At 71.4% G+C, this 19,114-nt stretch carries 13 protein-coding genes; 3 read left to right on the plus strand and 10 right to left on the minus strand.

The window, feature by feature from the left end; translation table 11 throughout:
- Positions 1 to 2: 2 nt before the first annotated feature.
- Positions 3 to 728, minus strand: coding sequence for an SIMPL domain-containing protein (locus ACZ60E_RS24225; protein ID WP_469443034.1), 726 nt, complete (start codon positions 726 to 728; stop codon positions 3 to 5).
- A 207-nt stretch (positions 729 to 935) separates the two neighbouring features.
- Between ACZ60E_RS24225 and ACZ60E_RS24230 the strand changes: the two genes are divergently transcribed.
- On the plus strand, positions 936 to 2,744 hold the full coding sequence (locus ACZ60E_RS24230; protein ID WP_469443035.1) for a bifunctional metallophosphatase/5'-nucleotidase: 1,809 nt from the start codon (positions 936 to 938) through the stop codon (positions 2,742 to 2,744).
- Positions 2,745 to 2,785: 41 nt separating this feature from the next.
- Here the strand turns inward: ACZ60E_RS24230 and ACZ60E_RS24235 are convergent, their stop codons facing one another.
- The 6 genes from ACZ60E_RS24235 to ACZ60E_RS24260 form a co-directional block, all read right to left on the minus strand.
- Positions 2,786 to 4,222, minus strand: coding sequence for a lysine N(6)-hydroxylase/L-ornithine N(5)-oxygenase family protein (locus tag ACZ60E_RS24235; protein WP_469443036.1), 1,437 nt, complete (start codon positions 4,220 to 4,222; stop codon positions 2,786 to 2,788).
- The gene (locus ACZ60E_RS24240; RefSeq protein WP_469443038.1) at positions 4,219 to 5,601 is read right to left on the minus strand and encodes a pyridoxal phosphate-dependent decarboxylase family protein; all 1,383 of its coding nucleotides are present in this window, start codon (positions 5,599 to 5,601) and stop codon (positions 4,219 to 4,221) included. Before ACZ60E_RS24240 ends, ACZ60E_RS24235 begins: the two co-directional genes overlap by 4 nt.
- Positions 5,602 to 5,958: 357 nt before the next feature.
- Positions 5,959 to 8,529 carry an aminopeptidase N gene (gene pepN / locus ACZ60E_RS24245; protein ID WP_469443040.1) on the minus strand — a complete coding sequence of 857 codons (2,571 nt, stop codon included), beginning with the start codon at positions 8,527 to 8,529 and terminating at the stop codon, positions 5,959 to 5,961.
- A 71-nt stretch (positions 8,530 to 8,600) separates the two neighbouring features.
- A complete protein-coding gene (locus ACZ60E_RS24250) occupies positions 8,601 to 9,113 on the minus strand; it encodes a response regulator (protein WP_384808135.1) in 513 nt (170 codons plus the stop codon).
- 152 nt (positions 9,114 to 9,265) lie between these two features.
- Positions 9,266 to 9,571 (minus strand): chorismate mutase, encoded by a 306-nt coding sequence (locus ACZ60E_RS24255; RefSeq protein ID WP_385831995.1) that lies wholly within the window; start codon positions 9,569 to 9,571, stop codon positions 9,266 to 9,268.
- 139 nt (positions 9,572 to 9,710) lie between these two features.
- Positions 9,711 to 10,601 (minus strand): helix-turn-helix domain-containing protein, encoded by an 891-nt coding sequence (locus ACZ60E_RS24260; protein ID WP_469443043.1) that lies wholly within the window; start codon positions 10,599 to 10,601, stop codon positions 9,711 to 9,713.
- A 120-nt stretch (positions 10,602 to 10,721) separates the two neighbouring features.
- On the opposite strand from ACZ60E_RS24260, the gene ACZ60E_RS24265 reads away from it, so the two are divergent.
- Positions 10,722 to 12,476, plus strand: a complete 1,755-nt coding sequence (locus tag ACZ60E_RS24265; RefSeq protein ID WP_469443044.1) for a glycoside hydrolase family 35 protein — start codon at positions 10,722 to 10,724, stop codon at positions 12,474 to 12,476.
- 272 nt (positions 12,477 to 12,748) lie between these two features.
- Here the strand turns inward: ACZ60E_RS24265 and ACZ60E_RS24270 are convergent, their stop codons facing one another.
- Positions 12,749 to 13,531: a S1 family peptidase gene (locus ACZ60E_RS24270; protein ID WP_453792797.1), complete on the minus strand. Its 783-nt coding sequence runs from the start codon at positions 13,529 to 13,531 to the stop codon at positions 12,749 to 12,751.
- Positions 13,532 to 13,727: 196 nt separating this feature from the next.
- On the opposite strand from ACZ60E_RS24270, the gene ACZ60E_RS24275 reads away from it, so the two are divergent.
- Complete coding sequence (locus tag ACZ60E_RS24275) at positions 13,728 to 14,660, plus strand: hypothetical protein (protein ID WP_469443046.1); 933 nt, start codon at positions 13,728 to 13,730, stop codon at positions 14,658 to 14,660.
- Between the two features lie 199 nt (positions 14,661 to 14,859).
- On the opposite strand, the gene ACZ60E_RS24280 is transcribed toward ACZ60E_RS24275, so the two are convergent.
- Positions 14,860 to 15,918 (minus strand): hypothetical protein, encoded by a 1,059-nt coding sequence (locus tag ACZ60E_RS24280; RefSeq protein ID WP_469443049.1) that lies wholly within the window; start codon positions 15,916 to 15,918, stop codon positions 14,860 to 14,862.
- 171 nt (positions 15,919 to 16,089) lie between these two features.
- Positions 16,090 to 19,041 carry a helix-turn-helix transcriptional regulator gene (locus ACZ60E_RS24285; protein WP_469443051.1) on the minus strand — a complete coding sequence of 984 codons (2,952 nt, stop codon included), beginning with the start codon at positions 19,039 to 19,041 and terminating at the stop codon, positions 16,090 to 16,092.
- Positions 19,042 to 19,114: the final 73 nt, after the last annotated feature.

Below are 19,114 nucleotides of genomic sequence, written 5' to 3' on the forward strand. Positions count from 1 at the left end.
TTTCAGAGTACGGGTGCTGACATGGTGAAGCGGGCGTTGACCTGTGCGTACACGTGTTGCCGTTCGGGTTCGAGATCGAGGGCGGGGGCCTGTTCGGGGGCGCCGGCGTCGAAGCCTTTGGAGCGCATGGCGAACTGGGGGGCGGCCATCCCGTAGGGCTGCGCGTTCTCGGCTTCGATGTCGGCGAGTTCGACGAGCGCGGCGAGGGTGGCGCCGAGGGCTTCGGCGTATTCGCGGGCTCGTTGGACCGCTTCGCGTACTGCTTGCTGCCGGGCCTGCCGGTGGGCGGGTGAGTCGGGGCGCAGGGCCCACCAGGGGCCGTCGATGCCGGTGAGGTCGAGGTCGGCGAGGCGGGTGGTGAGTTCGCCGAGGGCGGTGAAGTCGGTGAGTTCGGCGGTGATGTGGACGCGTCCGTGGTAGGCGCGGATGCGTTCGCCGCGGCCGTGCCTGGTGAGTTCGGGAGTGATCGAGAAGGCCCCGGTTTCGAGTTTTTCGACGGAGTCGCCGTAGGTCTTGATGAGGTCGAGGGCGGCGGTGTTGCGGCGGGTGAGGTCGTTCAGGGCGTCGGCGCGGTCGGTGCCGCGGGCGCTGACGGTGATGCCGATGCGGGCTATCTCGGGGTCGACTTCGAGGTGGGCTTCACCGCGGACGGCGATGCGGGGGGCCGCGGGGGTGCCGTAGGGGGTGGCGGGACCGGGGTGCCCTGGCTGCTCGGGTGCGGAGGTCATGCGTACCACTCTGTCACCGGTGGGCGGGCCGTGGCGTCGGCCGCGGTGCCTGCCTCGGTGTCTGCCGGTCATCAGATCGAAACCTGCGGGGGGTGTTGCCGCGTGGGGTGGCCGGGTCAGAATCTACGCGCGTTGTCGACGTTCGGATCGCCAGTCGTATCCATGTCTACGCGCGTCGTTGATCGTTCCTCCGAGGAGTAGCCCGTCATGCCGTTGAACCGTCGGAAGTTCCTGAAGAAGTCCGCTGTGACCGGGGCCGGGGTCGCTCTGGCCGGTGCGGCCGCGGCGCCGAGCGCCGAGGCCGCGGTGGCGGCGGGGCACGGTCACGGGAAGCCGAAGCGGTACTCGCTGACGGTGATGGGGACGACGGATCTGCACGGTCATGTCTTCAACTGGGACTACTTCAAGGACGCGGAGTACAAGGACGCGGCGGGCAACGCGCAGGGTCTGGCGCGTATCTCGACGCTGGTGAACGCGGTGCGCAAGGAGAAGGGCCGCGGGAACACGCTGCTGCTGGACGCGGGTGACACGATTCAGGGCACGCCGCTGACGTACTACTACGCGAAGGTGGACCCGATCACCGCCAAGGGCGGTCCGGTGCATCCGATGGCGCAGGCGATGAACGCGATCGGCTATGACGCGGTGGCGCTGGGGAACCACGAGTTCAATTACGGCATCGAGACGCTGCGGAAGTTCGAGCAGCAGTGCCGTTTCCCGCTGCTGGGTGCGAATGCGCTGGACGCGAAGACGCTGAAGCCGGCTTTCCCTCCGTACTTCATGAAGAAGTTCCATGTGAAGGGTGCTCCGCCGGTCAAGGTCGCGGTTCTCGGTCTGACGAATCCGGGTATCGCGATCTGGGACAAGGCGTATGTCCAGGGGAAGCTGGTGTTCCCGGGGCTTGAGGAGCAGGCGGCGAAGTGGGTGCCGAAGCTGCGGTCGATGGGTGCGGACGTGGTGGTCGTGTCCGCGCACTCCGGTTCCTCGGGCACGTCGTCGTACGGTGACCAGTTGCCGTACGTGGAGAATTCGGCGGCTCTGGTGGCGCAGCAGGTGCCGGGGATCGACGCGATTCTGGTCGGGCACGCGCATGTGGAGATTCCCGAGCTGAAGGTGACGAACACGAAGTCGGGGAAGACGGTCGTGCTGTCGGAGCCGCTGGCGTATGCGGAGCGGCTGTCGCTGTTCGACTTCGAGCTGGTTTTCGAGAAGGGCCGCTGGTCGGTCGAGTCGGTGGCGGCGTCGGTCCGTAACTCGAACGCGGTGGCGGACGACCCGAAGATCACGAAGCTGCTGAAGGACGAGCACGACGTGGTCGTGGCGTACGTCAACCAGGTGGTCGGGACGGCAACGGAGACGTTGACGACGGTGGAGGCGCGGTACAAGGACGCGCCGATCATCGACCTGATCACGAAGGTCCAGGAGGACGTGGTCAAGGCGGCGCTGGCGGGTACGGAGTACGCGTCGTTGCCGGTGCTGTCGCAGGCGTCGCCGTTCTCGCGGACGTCGGAGATTCCGGCGGGGGACGTGACGATCCGGGATCTGTCGAGTCTGTACGTGTACGACAACACGCTGGTCGCGAAGCTGCTGACGGGTGCGCAGGTGCGGGCGTACCTGGAGTTCTCGGCGGAATACTTCGTGCAGACGGCGGCCGGTGCGGTGGTCGACGTGGAGAAGCTGACGAACGCGGGCAACCGGCCGGACTACAACTACGATTACGTGTCGGGGCTGTCGTACGACATCGACATCGCGCAGGCGGCGGGGTCGCGGATCAAGAACCTCTCCTTCAACGGTGCGACGCTGGACGATGCGCAGCAGTTCGTGTTCGCGGTGAACAACTACCGGGCGAACGGTGGGGGTGCGTTCCCGCACGTGGCGTCGGCGAAGGAACTGTGGGCGGAGTCGACGGAGATCCGTACGCGGATCGCGGAGTGGGTGACGGCGAAGGGTTCGCTGGACCCGAAGGAGTTCGCGTCGGTGGACTGGAAGCTGACGCGTGAGGGCACGCCGGTCTTCTAGAACGGTTTGCGCAGGTGTTCTTACTGGTGGCCGGCTGATTCTCAGTCGGCCACCAGTGGTGTGAGGGTCTTCGGTCGCCTGGCGGACGGGATCTGGGGCTGCGGGGCGAGTCCGAAGGTGGTGAAGGCGGTTCGGCTCGGCAGGGGGTAGGGGTCCTTGCCGGTCAGGGAGTTGAGGATGCTCGCGCCGCGCCAGGCGGTGAGGCCTAGGTCGGGGGCGCCGACGCCGTGGGTGTGTGTCTCGGCGTTCTGGACGTAGACGGAGCCGGTGACGGAGGGGTCGAGGACGAGGCGGTGTCGGTCGTCGATCCTGGGGCGGGCGGAGGCGTCGCGGCGCATGTAGGGGTCGAGCCCGGCGAGGATGCGGTCGAGGGGGCGTTCTCGGTAGCCGGTGGCGAGGACGACGGCGTCGGTGGTGATGCGGGAGCGGCCGGCCTGCTGGGTGTGTTCCAGATGCAGTTCGATCTTGGTGGTGGCGATGCGTCCCGCGGTGCGGACGTGGACGCCGGGGGTGAGGACGGTGTCGGGCCAGCCGCCGTCGAGGGTGCGGCGGTAGAGCTCGTCGTGGATGGCGGCGATGGTGTCGGCGTCGATGCCTTTGTGGAGCTGCCATTGGGCGGGGACGAGCCGGTCGCGTACCGGTTCGGGCAGGGCGTGGAAGTAGCGCGTGTAGTCGGGGGTGAAGTGTTCGAGCCCGAGTTTCGAGTACTCCATGGGCGCGAAGGCTTCGGTGCGGGCGAGCCAGTGGATTCTTTCGCGGCCGACAGGGCGGTTTCTGAGGAGGTCGAGGAAGACTTCGGCGCCGGACTGCCCTGATCCGATGACGGTGATGTGGTCGGCGGCGAGGAAGTTCTCGCGGTGTCTGAGGTAGTCGGCGGCGTGGATGACGGGGACGCCGGGTGCTTCGGCGAGGGGGCGCATCGGTTCGGGGATGTGGGGGGCGGTCCCGATACCGAGGGCGATGTTCTTGGTGTAGGTGCGGCCGAGGGCTTCGGCTTCGCCGTCGGTGTCGAGTTGGGTGAAGTCGACTTCGAAGACGTCGCGTTCGGGGTTCCAGCGGACGGCGTCGACCTGGTGGCCGAAGTGGAGTCCGGGGAGGCTGTCGCTGACCCAGCGGCAGTAGGCGGCGTACTCGGCGCGGTGGATGTGGAAGCGCTCGGAGAAGTAGAAGGGGAAGAGGCGTTCGCGGGTCTTGAGGTAGTTGAGGAAGGTCCAGGGGCTGGCGGGGTCGGCGAGGGTCACGAGGTCGGCGAGGAAGGGGACCTGGAGGGTGGCGCCTTCGAGGAGGAGGCCGGGGTGCCAGTCGAAGGCGGGGTGTTGTTCGTAGAAGACGGTGTCGAGTTCGGCGAGGGGGTGGGCGAGGGCGGCGAGGGAGAGGTTGCTGGGGCCGATGCCGATGCCGACGAGGTCGCGGGGGGCTTCGGGCTGGTGGTGCACGGGGTGCGTGGGGGGTGTGGGGGGTGTGGCGGGCGGCGTCATCGGGCGGTGTGTCCTTCCACCAGTTGCAGGAGCGCGGCGAGGTCGCCGGGTCCGGTGTGCGGGTTGAGCAGGGTCGCTTTGAGCCAGAGGCGGTTGTCGAGCCGGGCGCGGCCGAGGACGGCGCGGCCTTGGGTGAGCAGGGTGCGGCGTACGTCGGCGACGGTGCTGTCGGTGGCCTGGGCGGGGCGGAACAGCACGGTGCTGATGGTGGGCCGGTCGTAGAGCTCGAAGTGCGGGTGTACGTCGATGAGTTCGGCGAGTGCGGTGGCGTGGGCGCAGACCTGGTCGACGAGGTCGCCGAGTCCTCGGCGGCCGAGGGTCTTGAGGGTGACGGCGATCTTGAGGATGTCGGCGCGGCGGGTGGTGCGCAGGGAGCGGCCGAGGAGGTCGGGGAGGCCGGCTTCGGTGTCGTCGTCGGCGTTGAGGTAGTCGGCGTGGTGGCGCAGTGCGTGCAGGTCGTGGGCGTCGCGGACGGCGAGGAGGCCTGCGGCGACGGGCTGCCAGCCGAGTTTGTGGAGGTCGAGGGTGACGGTGTGGGCGCGGCTGAGGCCGTCGAGTTTGGGGCGGTGGCGGTCGCTGAGGAGGAGGCCTCCGCCGTAGGCGGCGTCGACGTGGAGGCGGGCGCCGTGGGTTTCGCAGATGCCGGCGATGTCGGGGAGCGGGTCGATGAGGCCGGCGTCGGTGGTGCCGGCGGTGGCCGCGACGAGGACGGTGCCGGGTGGGCCGCCGAGTGCGGTGAGGGCCTGGTCGAGGGCGGCGGGGTCCATGGTGCCGGCGGGGGCGGGCACGGTGACCGGTTCGGGGAGGCCGAGGAGCCAGGTGGCGCGGTGGAGGGAGTGGTGGGCGTTCTCCGCCTGGACGAGTCGTACGTGGGGGTGCTGTTCGCGGGCGAGGAGGAGGGCGAGCTGGTTGGACTCGGTGCCGCCGGTGGTGACGAGGGCGTCGGGGACGGCGGTCCGTCCGGTGGGGGGATAGACCTCGGCGGCGAGGGCGCGGGTGACGAGGGTTTCCAGTTCGGAGGCGGCGGGGGCCTGGTCCCAGGAGTCGAGGGACGGGTTGAGGACGGAGGCCGCGAGGTCGGCGGCGGTGGCGACGGCGAGGGGCGGGCAGTGGAGGTGGGCCGTGCAGTGGGGGTGGGCGGGGTCCGCGGCGCCTGCGGTGAAGGCGTGCACGAGGGTGTGGAGTGCGCGGTCGTCGCCGTGCTCGGGGAAGGGGTCGCCGAGGGCTTCGCGCAGGCGGGCGGCCACGGCCGGGGGGCCGCCGGTGGGGAGGGGGCCGGGGCGGGTGGCGGCGCCCGTCCTCAGTGCGGCCAGCACTGTGTCCAGTAAGGGACGCAGGTTGTCCGGGCCGTGGGGGCCTGAGGCGAGGGGTGCGCTCATGAGGGCCTCCGGGGCGCGGGACGGGGTTCTCAGCGTTGTCGCGTTCCGCTCGGGGCGCAGGGAGTTGGGTGATCGGTACCCGAAAGTGTGGTGGTGGCCTTTGCGGCGGGGGGCGTGCGGCCGGCCGGTGGGTGGGTGGGTGGGTGCGGGCCGGTGGGGGCTGGCCGCGCAGTTCCCCGCGCCCCTAAAAGATGAAAGGCAGGGGCGCAGCCCCGCCTTTCAGGGGCGCGGGGAACTGCGCGGCTCACCCCCACCGCGCCGCAGCCGGACACGCTCCGCCCCCCACCCCCCAGGGGCGCGAGGAACTGCGCGGCCAACCCCCACCGGCCCGCAGACGGACGCCCCCCGGAGGGCCCCCTACCGCCCGCGTGAGCGCAACGCGCGGGACAAGTCGTCGAGTTGGTCCGTGAGTTTGCGGGACAGGGACGGAATCGGCCCCGCTTCGGCGAGGCAGCGTTCACCGAGCGCGAGCGTCTCGGCGTCGATGGCGTACGCGGGGAACGCCCACCGACCCGCCGCGTCGGCGATGGCGGGCCCCCGACGGGCGGCGAGGGCGACGGCGTCCTCGAAGTACCGCGGCACGAACTCCCGTACGAGATCCGCCTGTTCGGGCTGCCAGAAGCCGCGGGCGGTGGCGGTGAACAGGTAGTTGGACAGGTCGTCGCCGGCGAACATCGCCTCCCAGGCGGCCCGCTTGGCGACCGGGTCGGGCAGCGCGGCGCGGCAGCGGGCGGCGCCCTCCTGGCCGGTGGCGCTGGGGTCCTGGACGAGTTCGGCGTCGATGACGGCGTCGTCGACGGCGCCGAGGACGGCGAGGCGGCCGAGGATGCGCCAGCGCAGTTCGGGGTCGAGTTCGGGTCCGCCGGGGACGGTGCCCTCGGAGATCCAGGCGCTGATGGTGTCGGGCTGGGCGGCGACGTCGATGAGGTGGCGTACGGCGAGGAGCCGCAGTCCCGGGTGGTCGCCGTCCTCGGTGCGGCGGAGCAGGTCGCGGCCCAGTGAGGTGAGGGTGGCGAGGGCGGCGGGCCGGTCGTGGGCGGGGAGGTAGCGGTCGGCGACCTGTGTGGCGGCGAAGGTGAGGACGCCCTGGACGATGGCGAGGTCGGTCTCCTCGGGGAGGTGGGCGCGGACGGTGTCCAGGTAGGAGGCGGGGTCGAGGTCGCCGTCGCGGACCATGTCGCGCAGGGTGTTCCACAGGACGGCCCGGGTGAGGGCGTCGGGAACGCCGGAGATGCCGCGCAGGACGGTTTTCTCGGAGTCGTCGTCGAGGCGGATCTTGGCGTAGGTGAGGTCGTGGTCGTTGGGGACGACGAGGGCGGGGCGGGTGCCGGGGCGGGGTGCGGCCGGCCCGGTCTGGGGGATGTCGGTCTCGTAGCGTTCGCGCAGGACGAGGGCGCGGTCGCTGCCGAGGTCGCGGTCGTAGACGCCGACGTTGACGCGGTGGGGGCGGCTGCCGGCCCGGTCGACGGTGAGGGTCCACTCCCCCGGCTGGGTGGTGACGGTCGCGGTGAGGGTGTCGACGCCGGTGGTGCGCAGCCAGGATTCGGCCCAGGCGTGGACGTCGCGTTCGGTGGCGGCGGCGAGGGATTCGATGAAGTCGGCGAGGGTGGCGTTGGAGAACTTGTGGCGGGCGAAGTGCGTGTTGATGCCGGTGAGGAAGTCCTTCTCGCCGAGCCAGGCGACGAGTTGGCGCAGGGCGGAGGCGCCCTTGGCGTAGGAGATGCCGTCGAAGTTGAGGAGTGCGGAGGCGGTGTCGGGGACGGCTTCGGGGTCGGGGGCGACGGGGTGGGTGGAGGGGCGCTGGTCGGCGTCGTAGCCCCAGGCCTTGCGCACGATCCCGAAGTCGGTCCAGGTGCCGGTGAAGCGGGTGGCTTCGGTGAGGGTCTGGTAACCCATGTACTCGGCGAAGGACTCATTGAGCCAGATGTCGTCCCACCAGCGCAGGGTGACGAGGTCGCCGAACCACATGTGGGCCATCTCGTGGGCGATGACCATGGCGCGGGTCTGGCGTTCGGTGTCGGTGACGGCGGAGCGGTAGACGAATTCGTCGCGGAAGGTGACGAGTCCGGGGTTCTCCATGGCGCCGGCGTTGAATTCGGGGACGAACGCCTGGTCGTAGGAGTCGAAGGGGTACGGCTCCTCGAACTTCTCGTGGTAGCGGTCGAAGCAGGCGCGGGTGATGTCGAGGATTTCGTCGGCGTCGGCTTCGAGGTGGGGGGCGAGGGAGCGCCGGCAGTGGATGCCGAAGGGCAGGCCGCGGTGTTCGGTGCGTACGGAGTGCCAGGGTCCGGCGGCAACGGCGACGAGGTAGGTGGAGATGAGCGGGGTGGGTGCGGCCTGCCAGGTGCCGTCGGCGGTGCGGGTGGTGACGCTGTTGGTGAGGACGGTCCAGTCGTCGGGGGCCGTGACGGTGAGTTCGAAGACCGACTTGAGGTCGGGCTGGTCGAAGGCGGCGAAGACGCGCTGGACGTCGTCCATGAACAGCTGGGTGTAGAGGTAGGTCTCGCCGTCGGTGGGGTCGGTGAAGCGGTGCATGCCTTCGCCGGTGCGGGAGTAGCGCATGTCGGCGTCGACGGTCAGTTCGTGGGTGCCCGCGGTGAGGCCGGTGAGGGGGAGCCGGTTCTCGTGGAGCGCCGCCGGGTCGAGGGGGTGTCCGTCGAGGGTGGCGGAGCGCAGTTCGGCGGGCTTGAGCTCGACGAAGGTGTTCCCGCCACCGTGGTTCCCGTCGTGGTCACCACTGAGGTTCCCGTCGTGGTCACCGCCCTGGTCGCCGCTTTGTTCGCCGCGGACCGTGAAGGTGATGGTGGTGTGGGAGTGGAACGTCTCGTCGCCACGCGTCAGGTCGAGTGCGATCCGGTAGCGGTGGACGTCGAGGAGTGTGGCACGGGTCTGCGCTTCGTCGCGCGTCAGTACGGACATGGGTGCCATGCTGCCTGATGGGCGGGGCCCGGCACAGGGGCGGCCTGGTACGGCGGCCGTGCGCCCGGGGTGGGGGACGCCTACGCGGTGCGGCCCTGTTCCTGTTTGCGGGGCGCGGGGCGCTGGGCGGTGATCGGGGGGTCGTAGTGGGCGGTGGGTTCCTTCACGAGGGCCCTCAGTTCGCGGACTTCTCTCTCCATGGACCGGTATCGCTGGTGGGAGTCGTACAGGTAGCGGACTTTCGTGCGCAGGGTCCAGGGGTCTATGGGTTTCATGACGAGGTCGGCGACGCCGAGGCGGAACGCGGCGGAGGCCAGTGCGGTGCTGGGGCCGAATCCGGTGACGAGGATGATCGGGATGAGCTGGGTCTGTTCGACGCCCTGCATGTAGCGGACGACGTCGAGGCCGCTGACACCGGGCATGTGCACGTCGAGCAGGAGCAGGCCGACCTGGCCCCGCAGGACTTCCTTCAGCGCTTCGTCGCCGCTGGTCGCCCGGGTCAGCTGGTAGCCGAGGGGGGCCAGGGCGCTTTCCAGGGCGTAGAGCGTGTCCTCGTGGTCGTCCACTATGAGGATCTTGGCATCCGACGGCATGGAGCGAAGTCCCCTCGCTTGGACCAACCAGCTTAAGTCCGAACCGACTGACAGGGAGTGCTCAGCGCAGGATGCCTCATTTCGGCGCGCACGCCGAGGGGGCAGGGCTCAGAACGGCCTGAGAACGGGTGCGCGCCGGGGGCCGGGAGTGGTCATTCGCGGGTGTTGGTGTGCTCCGCGATGCGCTCGTGATGGCGGATGACCTCGGCGATGATGAAGTTGAGGAGTTTTTCGGCGAACGCCGGGTCGAGGTTGGCATTTTCGGCCAGTCGCCGGAGTCTGGCGATCTGCTGGGCCTCGCGGGAGGGGTCGGCGGGCGGCAGTTGGTGGGCGGCTTTGAGGTGGCCGACCTGCTGGGTGCATTTGAAGCGCTCGGCGAGCATGTGGACGACGGCGGCGTCGATGTTGTCGATGCTCTCGCGCAGCCGGTCGAGGTCGGCGCGGACGGCGGGGTCGATGTCACCGGGGGTGCCGCCGCTGCGGGCACCGCTGTTGCCGCCGGCACTGGTGTTGCCGCCGGCACCGCTGTTGTCGCCCGCGCCGCTGCTGTTGTCGGTGTTGCTGGTGGTCATGGATGCCAACCCTACGTCGGGTGTCTCAGCCGGTGGCGGTCCTCCCGATGATCGGGGGATCGTCGGGATCGGGGACCTGGTCGCTCCAGCCGCCGGGGACCGTGTGGGCCTGTTGTTCCCGGAAGCGCACGGGTGCCATGCCGACGCGGCGGGTGAACAGCCGGGAGAAGTAGGCGGGGTCGTCGTAGCCGACGCGCCGGGCGACGGCGGCGACGGGGAGTTCGGTGGCGGCGAGGAGTTCCTTGGCGCGGCCCAGGCGGATGCCGAGGAGGTAGTCCTTGGGGCTGCAGCCGGCGCCGCGGCGGACGGCGGTGCGCAGTTCGGCGGGGGTCATGCCGTGCCGGGTGGCGTGGTCGGCGACGGTGAGGGGTTTGCAGGCGTCGCGGGCGAGTGCCTGGAGGACCTGTTCGCCGTCGGGGGCGGTGTCGGCGCGGGCGCGGCGCAGGGTGACGAGGAGTTCGTGGACGGCGGCGCTGGTCTCGACTTCGAGGAGGGGGTTGCCGCGGCGGGCGGCGCGGACGATGCGGCCGACGGTGGCGCGGGCGGCGCCCGCGTCGGAGAGGGCGACGACGGGCCGGTGCGGTTCGATGTAGCCGAGTTCGGTGTAGGTGTCGGCGGTGGGTCCGGTGAAGTCGACGAAGGCCTCGTCCCAGCCGGTGTCGGGGTCGGGCCCGTAGTGGTGCGGTACGCCGGGGGTGAGCCAGAGCAGGGCGGGCGCGGTGACCGCGGTGCGCCGTCCGTCGGGGGTACGGAACCAGCCGCGTCCGGTGCTGACGACGACGGCGACGTGGTGGTCGAGGGTGCGGGGTCCGACGGTGGGCAGTGTGCCGTGCTGGAGTCCGACGCCGAGGCAGACGAGGCCGAGTCGGTGGTGGGCGGGTCCGGGAGTGAAGAACCGCATCCAGGTGTGGTACATCCGCTGTCTCCCTCCCTCGGACTGCCCGCCGGCTCCGTCGGCGCCGTCCGGAACTGCGTCCAACCCGTGCCGATCTTTGTCCATGGACCGGGCCCGCCGCCAGGGGTGAGGGTGGTGGGCATGAGCGAGTTCACGGTGGGGGACACCGATTTCCTGGTGGACGGGCGGCCGGTGCGGCTGCTGTCGGGGGCGCTGCACTACTTCCGGGTGCACGAGGGTCAGTGGGGGCACCGGCTGGCGATGCTGCGGGCGATGGGCCTCAACTGTGTGGAGACGTACGTCCCCTGGAATCTGCACGAGCCGGCGCCGGGCGTGTACCGGGACGTGGACGCGCTGGGCAGGTTCCTGGACGCGGCGCACGCGGCCGGACTGTGGGCGATCGTGCGGCCGGGTCCGTACATCTGCGCCGAGTGGGAGAACGGCGGGCTGCCGCACTGGGTGACCGGTGGGCTCGGCGCGCGGATACGCACCCGGGACGAGGGGTTCCTGGGTCCGGTGCGGCGGTGGTTCGCGCGGCTGCTGCCGCAGATCGTGCCCCGGCAGTTCGACCGCGGCGGCCCGGTGGTGATGGTGCAGGTGGAGAACGAGTACGGCAGTTACGGCTCGGACCAGGTGTATCTGCGTCGCCTCGCCGAGCTGCTGCGCGCGGAGGGCGTACGGGTGCCGCTGTTCACGTCGGACGGCCCCGAGGACCACATGCTCACGGGCGGTTCCCTGGACGGCGTACCGGCGACGGTGAACTTCGGTTCGCAGGCACGCGAGGCCTTCAGGACGCTGCGCCGGCACCGGCCGTCGGGGCCGTTGATGTGCATGGAGTTCTGGTGCGGCTGGTTCGACCACTGGGGCGGTGAGCACGCGGTACGTGATCCGCTGGACGCGGCGGAGGCGCTGCGGGAGATCCTGGAGTGCGGGGCGTCGGTGAACCTGTACATGGCGCACGGCGGTACGAGTTTCGCGGGCTGGGCGGGTGCCAACCGGGGTGGCGGCGTGCTGCACGACGGGGTCCTGGAGCCGGACGTGACGTCGTACGACTACGACGCGCCGATCGACGAGGCCGGCCGGCCCACGGAGAAGTTCTGGCGGTTCCGCACGCTCCTGGCCGCGTACGCGGACGGCCCTCTGCCCGAACTGCCGCCCGCGCCGCCCGCGTTGGGCTCCCCCGCCACCGTGGAGCTGACGGGCTGGGCTCCCCTCCCGGCCGTCCTCGACACCCTCGGCGGGCCGGAGACGGAGACGCCCGTACCGCCCACGTTCGAGGAACTGGACGTGGACCGGGGGCTCGTGCGCTACACCGTGGACGTGCCGGGGCCGCGCCGCCCGTACCCGCTGACGGTACGGGGGCTGCGGGATCTGGCGGTCGTGTACGTCGACGGGGTGCGGGCCGGGGTGGTGACCGAGCACGAGCCGGAGTTGAAGGAGCCGGTCGCGGGCCCCGCGCGGGTGGACCTGTGGGTGGAGTCGCTGGGCCGGGTCAACTACGGTCCGCGGACCGGCGAGCCGAAGGGCATCACGGGGGGTGTGCTGCACGAACGGCAGTATCTGCACGGGGTGCGGGCGCGGGCGCTGCGGCTGGACGCGTTCGACGCGGGGGTGGGGCCGGTGCCGTTCGAGCCGGTGCCCGCGCTGTCCGCGCCCGGCCTCTACCGCGGCACGGTCACGGTGTCCGCCCCCGGCGACGCCCGCCTCGAACTCCCCGGCTGGACGAGAGGTTTCGCCTGGCTGAACGGCTTCAACCTCGGCCGCTACTGGTCGACGGGCCCCCAGCCATCCCTCCACATCCCGGGCCCGACCCTGAAAAAGGGCCAGAACGAGATCTGGCTACTGGAACTGGAAACCGCAGCACCCCCACCAACGCTCTCACCGATCGGCACCTAGGGCCACGGTCTCCCAGGGGCGCGGGGAACGGCGCAATCTGTTGCCTTTCGACTTCTAGGGGCGCGGGGAACAGCGCAGTCTCTCGCCTTTCGCCTTTCAGGGGCGCGGGGAACAGCGCAATCTGTTGCCTTTCGGCTTCTAGGGGCGCGGGGAACGGCGCAATCTTTTGCTTTCAGGGGCGCGGGGAACTGCGCGACCAGCCACAACGCGCCCGCACACAAAAACGGGCGCCCCCGGCCCAAACCGGGAACGCCCCCCACCAACCGCACCCGCTAAAGCGAAGAAGCAGCCCGAGCTATCGCAGAGGCGAACGTGGACACCTCGGTATAAACCCCCGGCACCATGGGCCGCGCACACCCATCACCCCAGCTGACGATCCCGACCTGAATCCACTTATCCGCGTCGTCCTTACGGAACATCGGCCCCCCGGAGTCCCCCTGACAGGTGTCGACCCCACCACGAGGAATCCCCGCGCAGATCTCCTGCGAGGCGATCAACCGCCCCCCGTAGTGCCGCTTGCACTTCGGGTCGGACACGAACGGCACCTTGGCCTTGAGCAGCTTCACGGAGCCGGTGTTCGCGTTCTCCGCGGTGTCGCCCCACCCGGCGATGGTGAACGCCCCCCTGTTGTACCGGGCGGTCGTCGCGATCTTCAGCGTCGGCAGATCGATGGGCCGGGCGAGCTTGATGAGCGCCCAGTCCTTGCCGTTGCCGTTGTAGCCCGGCGCCTGGACGACCTTGGTCGACCTGACCTTGATCGCACCGGAGGCGCCGAGGTTGGCGACCCCCGCGGTCGCGGTGATACGGGTCGTGTCGCCCGAGCCGTCCACGCAGTGCGCGGCGGTCAGGACGACGTCCTTCTTGTAGAGCGAGCCGCCGCAGCCCATGGACAGGCTGACCATGAACGGGAACTCACCCTGCCCGGCGGGCGCGCCGCCGACTATCGGGGTGGGCGCGGCGTGCGCGGCGACGGGCTGCAGGCTGGCGGTCGCGAGAGCGACGGCGCCGACCGCCGCGGCCCGCCGAAAGGCGGATCTCCGGAGGAGACCGAGCATGCTATTGGTCAACTTGTTCCCTTTCGTGGGGGCTTGAGCGCACAGAAGAGTGCACAGAAGTATGAAGATCATGCGGCATGTGAGGCAAGGGTGGATGTCACGTACACGTCGGGCAACCCAACCCGAGAGAATTCGCTCGCGTCCCCTTAAAGTGGAATGAGGTTCGGGGCCTGTTCGGGGCTTTGGGGGTTCGGGCGTGGCGAACGGCGGTCCGGTCAAGCACGGCTACCCGCACCTGGAGACGGTGCGCGCGGCGGTCACCGCGCTGTACAAGCGGCTCTCGTACGACACGGTCCACACGTTCGCCGCCAGCGTGGCCCCCGCCGACGTGGCGTTCTGCGACACGGACGACCTGTATCTGGGCGCGCAGCGGGTGGCTCGCGAGCTGGTGCGCCACTTCCGGCTGCCGGACGCCCGCATGATCGTGAGCTTCCGGGAGATGGAGCACGCGGCGAGTGTCGAGCTGGCCGCGGGCCCGGAGTACTTCATCGAGCTGAACGACCGCTTCCGTACCCATCGGCGGGACATCGGCGCCGCGCTGGCGCACGAGGTGATGCACGTCTATTTGCACCGTCTGGACCTGTCGTTCCCCGGCACCCGGGACAACGAGATCCTCACGGACACGGCGACGACGTATCTCGGGGCGGGCTGGCTGCTGCTGGACGCGTACCGGGAGGACGCGTCGTCCTCGCAGAAGCTCGGCTATCTGACGCCGGAGGAGTTCGGGTACGTGCTGGCCAAGCGGTCCCTGGTGTTCGGTGAGGATCCCGCGACCTGGTTCACGAGTCCGCAAGCGTACACGGCGTACACGCGGGGCCTGGCGCAGGCGAGGGACGACGAGCGGCAGCCGCCGCTGACCGCGGCGGGGTGGGCGGGGCGGCGCCGTTATGCGAAGGACCGCCGGCATGCGCAGGGCCGCGTGGTCGGGACCGCGTCGGGCTCTGCGTCCGGGTCCGCGGGAGCGGGGGCGGGCGCGGGCGCGTCGTACGCCTTCGCGCCGGACGGGCGTGGGCCGCTGCGGGTGTCGTTCCCCTGTCCGACCTGTCATCAGCGGATCCGGGTGCCGGTCAGGGGGCGGGTGCGGGCGCGGTGCGGGCTGTGTCGCACTGTGCTGGAGTGCGACACCTAGCGCTGGCGTGGGTGTGGCGGTCGCCGTGACCGTGGGGGTTCCCCGCGCCCCTGAAGGAGGGCGCGGGCGTGGCGGTGGAAGGCCGCCGTCCGGCTGTCCCGTGGACGGACGGCGGCCTTCCGGTCCGCCTCCCCCGATCCCCCGCATCCCCCGTATCCCCCGTATCCCCCGAGGTCGGTGATCGCGTACGGCCGGCGCTTCAGTCGTACATGCGCCAGTCGTACGCCAGTTGGTAGTGGCCGCCGTGCCCCCGGACGTCGGTGACCGCCGGTGCCGTGACCGGGCGTCCCGCCCAGCGGCCGGTGAGCGCCGGAACGACCGCGCAGACGGTGACGGGCTTGAACACGTCGTCCCCGTACAGGTCCGCGAGCCGGTCGAAGAGCCGGTCCACCGCCGTTCCGACGGCCATCCCGATGAGGATCCCGACGGGTCCGCCGGAGGGGCCTCGCGTGCTGCCGGTGGCCGCGGTGAGATGGGCGGTGGCCTTCTTCCTGACGAGTTCGAGCAGGGTGTCGACGTACTCCGCCAGGCCGCCCCCGTCGGCCTCGGCGAGCACCAGCGTGACGAAGTACGACTTCGGGTGTCCGGTGCCCTCGTCGAGGTCGAACCGGTGGAAGCGCCGGGGCGGGTCGTACAGCCTGACGTCGCCGTCGTAGAAGCTGCGTACCTTGAACGGGCGGATCTGCCGGGTCTCGCCGCTCCCGTCCACGCCGGTCCCCGCGAGATGGATCTCGTCGGAGCCCCACGCGGAGGTCTCGTCCAGGCACTTCACGCGCCGGATGCGCAGTTCCAGCCGGTGCAGGGCGATCGGTACGGCCGTCGGGCGCCGTGGGGCCTGTTCCTCGGGGAGGAGGCCGGGGACGAGAGAAGCCGGGGGCCTGCGCAGTTCGTCCGCGGGGAACCGCAGCCGTTCGGGAAAGCCGAGGCGTTTGAGCTGGGTGTCCACCGAGGCGGGTGAGCGCAGGTCCACGCGGGCGAGGTCGCCGAGGCGCCTGCTGCGGATCGCGCCGGTCCGCAGGTCGGCCAGGACCGTGGCCCCCGCCTTCTTCTTCCTGTCGTCGCCGAGGATGTCGAAGCGCCGCGCGAGCAGGTGCTCGGCGGCGGCCCTGTCCGCGGGCAGCGGGTACTTGGCGGGTTCCGCGTGATGCGCGGCCACTTTGTCGGCCGCGAGGACGAGTTCCTGGACGACGCGTTCGGCGACGTCCCGCACTTTGGCGTGCGGGACGTCGATGACCACGCGATGAGTGTTCTCCGGCATTGCTGTCCGTCCCCCGTTGCTACCGCTCCCTCCACGGCTGCTTCCACTTTCCGTCGCATCCGTCCGTTGCATCCGTCCGTTGCATCCGTTTTTCGTTGTCTCCGTGGAGGTGCGACCGACGGTACGGAAGATGGGGGTGCGGGCGCCCCCGGGTGCGCCCCGGGGAAATCCCTAGGTGTCCGGCTCCTCGGCGGCGAGCAGGGCCGCGAGGCGCGTCCGGGAGTCCACGCCCAGCTTGGGGAAGATCCGGCCGAGGTGGTACTCGACGGTCTTGACGCTGATGACGAGTTCCCGCGCCACCTGCCGGTTGGTGAGCCCGGAGGCGACCAGCCGGGCGACGGCGAGCTCCTGCGGTGTGAGCAGGGCCGCGCCCCGGTTCCGTGGCCGCCGCTCGCCGGACGCGAGCCCACAGGCCGCCAGCTCCCGCTCGCAGCGCTCCAGATCGGGCGGCGCGTCGAGTCGTACGAGGAGGTCGCGGGCGGTGCGCAGCCGTTCGCCCGCCTTGGTGCGGCGGCCGGTGCGGCGCAGGAAGCCGCCGTACGCGAGGTGCAGCAGCGCGCGGTCCAGGGGCGCCTCGACGTGCCCGGCGTGCTTGAGTCCGGAGCGGAAGGCCCGCTCGGCGGCCACCGTGTCGCCGCGTGCGGCCTCCAGGGTTCCGCGGGCGCGGGCGGCGGCGAGGAGGGCGGTGTGGTGGCCGCGCCGGGTGGCGAGGACCTCGTAGGGGGCCAGGGTCTGTGCGGCGCGTTTCTCGTCGCCGAGGGCGGCCCAGGCCTCGGCCAGCAGGTCGGCCCAGGAGACGGTGCCCGGCTCCTCCAGGTCGCCGCGCGGGGCGAGCGCGAGCAGGGGTTCCAGGGCGGTGACGACGTCCTCGGGCCGGCCCTGGGCGCGGGCGAGGTGGGCCTCGGCGAGGGCGGCCCACAGGCTGGGGTTGAGATGGCCGCCGCCCGCGTAGACGCGGGCCACGCGCGCGTGTGCCTGTGCTTTGCCGAACGCGCCGCGCACCGCGTGCACCTGGGTGGCGAGCATCCGGCAGTACAGGGCGATGTGCGGCTGGTCGGTGTCGGCGGCCAGGGAGAGGGCGAGGTCGGTGTGCACGATCGCGTCGTCCCAGCGGCCGGCGCGGTACTCGGCGGAGGCCAGCGCGGTCGCGGTGAGCACCCGGAAGGAGGCCGCGCGCCCGTGGCAGGCGCCGAACACTCCGGTCAGGTCCCGTACGGCGCCGGTGAGATCGCCGGTCCACTCGCGCAGGGTGCCCCGGCCGAGGAGTTCCTCCAGCTGCGCGGGGCCGGCGAGCGCCGGGTCGGGCAGCGGGCCGAGGCCGGCGAGTGCTTCCGGGGCCCGGCCGCTCATGGCGAGGCCGTTGAGGCGCAGTACGCGGATCATGTCGGTGGCGGTGTCGTCGGGTGCGGTGTCGTCCGCTGCGAGGCGCAGTGCGAGGTCCGCCCACTCGGCCATCTCGGCGCCGTGCGCCATGCTGCCGTGCAGGGCGGCGAACTGGCCCGCGATCCGGGCGCCGAGGACCGGGTCCGCCGCGGGGTCGCAGCGGTGCCAGGCGTCGGTGAGCAGCGCCTCGGCGCGGTCCAGGTCGAACAGGCTCAGTCTGCCGAGGAGATAGCTGCGCCAGCCGCCGGGCGTGAACCGCGCGATCCGCTGGGCGGCTTCGCCCATGTCCGGCACGTCCCCGGCGAGCAGGGCGCATTCGACGGACTCCAGGGTGTACTGCTCGTACGTTCCCTGGTCCGCGTCGAGGCGGGCGGCGGCGGCCAGTTGGTTCGCGGCGTTCGCCCAGGCCCCTTCGGCGGCGAAGTCGCGTCCCAGCGCGGCGAGTTCGGCGGCGAGTTCCGGGTCGGGGCCGGTCGCGGCGAGGGCCCGGTGCCGTAACCGCTGTGCCGGGTCCCGGACCGTGCGGGCGGCGCGCAGATGCAGGGCGGCCCGGCGGGAGGGGCCCAGCTGGTGGTAGACGGCGGCGTGCACGAGGGGGTGCGGGAAGCGGACCGCGGGGTCGCCGGGCGTCTCGGTCAGCAGGCCCGCGTGGACGGCCTCTTCGAGTGCCGTGAGGAGGTCGGCGCCGCTGCGCTCCTCGGCGAGGAGGTCCTCGTCGGCGACCTCCCAGGCGTCGGCCTGCGCGCAGTGGGTGCCCAGGACGGCCGCCGCGCAGACCAGGGCGTCGGCGGCCGGTGAGCAGGCGGCGAGCTTCGCGAGGACGAGTGCCGTGAACGACTTGGGCGCGGGCGGTGTCACATCGGGTTCGCCGAGCGCTTCCAGCAGGCCCGTGCCTTCCTGTTCCAGCAGTGCCTTGACGTGCAGGGGGTTTCCGCCGGTGTGCGCGTGCAGCCGCGTGGCCGCTCGTGCGGTGAGTCCCCGCGCGCCCGCCTCGTCGCCGAGTTCCGTCAGTTCGGCGGGGCCGAGTCCTTCGAGGCGTACGCGCACGGTGTCGTCGGACGTGAACAGCCTCCGCAGTCCGTCGGGCAGCCGCGGGTCCTGTGCCTCGCGTACGACGACGAGGACGATCACGCGGTCGGCGCGCAGCCGGCGCACGGCGAAGGTGAGCGCCTGGAGCGAGGGGTGATCGGCCCATTGGGCGTCGTCGAGGACGAGGGTGACGACGGGGTTGTCGGGAGCAGGGGTGTCAGGGGCAGGGGTGTCGAGGGCGGGGATGTCGGGGGCGGGGGCGGGGGCGGGGATTTCGGGGGCTGGGGCATCGGGCCCGTCCGCCCCTTGCGCCTCGTCCAGTGCCTCCAGCAGTTCCGCCCCGGCGGCGTGCGCGTCCGGCCGACGACCGCTGCCGGCACCCTCGCTGCCGCCTCCGCGGCCCAGCAACTGCTCCAGCACGCCGAACGCCAGCTGCGACTCCGCCTCCTCCCCCGCCCCGTACAGCACACGCGTGCCGTCCGGCACACGACTGCCGACCGGCGCACTGCTGTCGTCCGGCGCACGCGTGTCGTCGCGCAGGAAGCGGCGTACGAGGGCTGTCTTGCCGATGCCCGCCGGGCCTTCGACGAGTACGCGCTGGGGCTGTCCCGCGCGGGCGCGCTCGCGGGCCGCCGCGAGGAGCGCGAGGCTGTCCGATCGTCCGACGAACTCCACCGAGCCCACCTCCGCCCGCCCCGCCCTGCTGGGCATCCTCGCGAGCGAGGGGTGCGGGGTCCAGCGTTCCCCGGCCTTTCCTGTTCTGGTCCATTACTTACTGCTGCTC

The sequence above is a fragment of the Streptomyces sp. NPDC102514 genome, assembly GCF_055584525.1.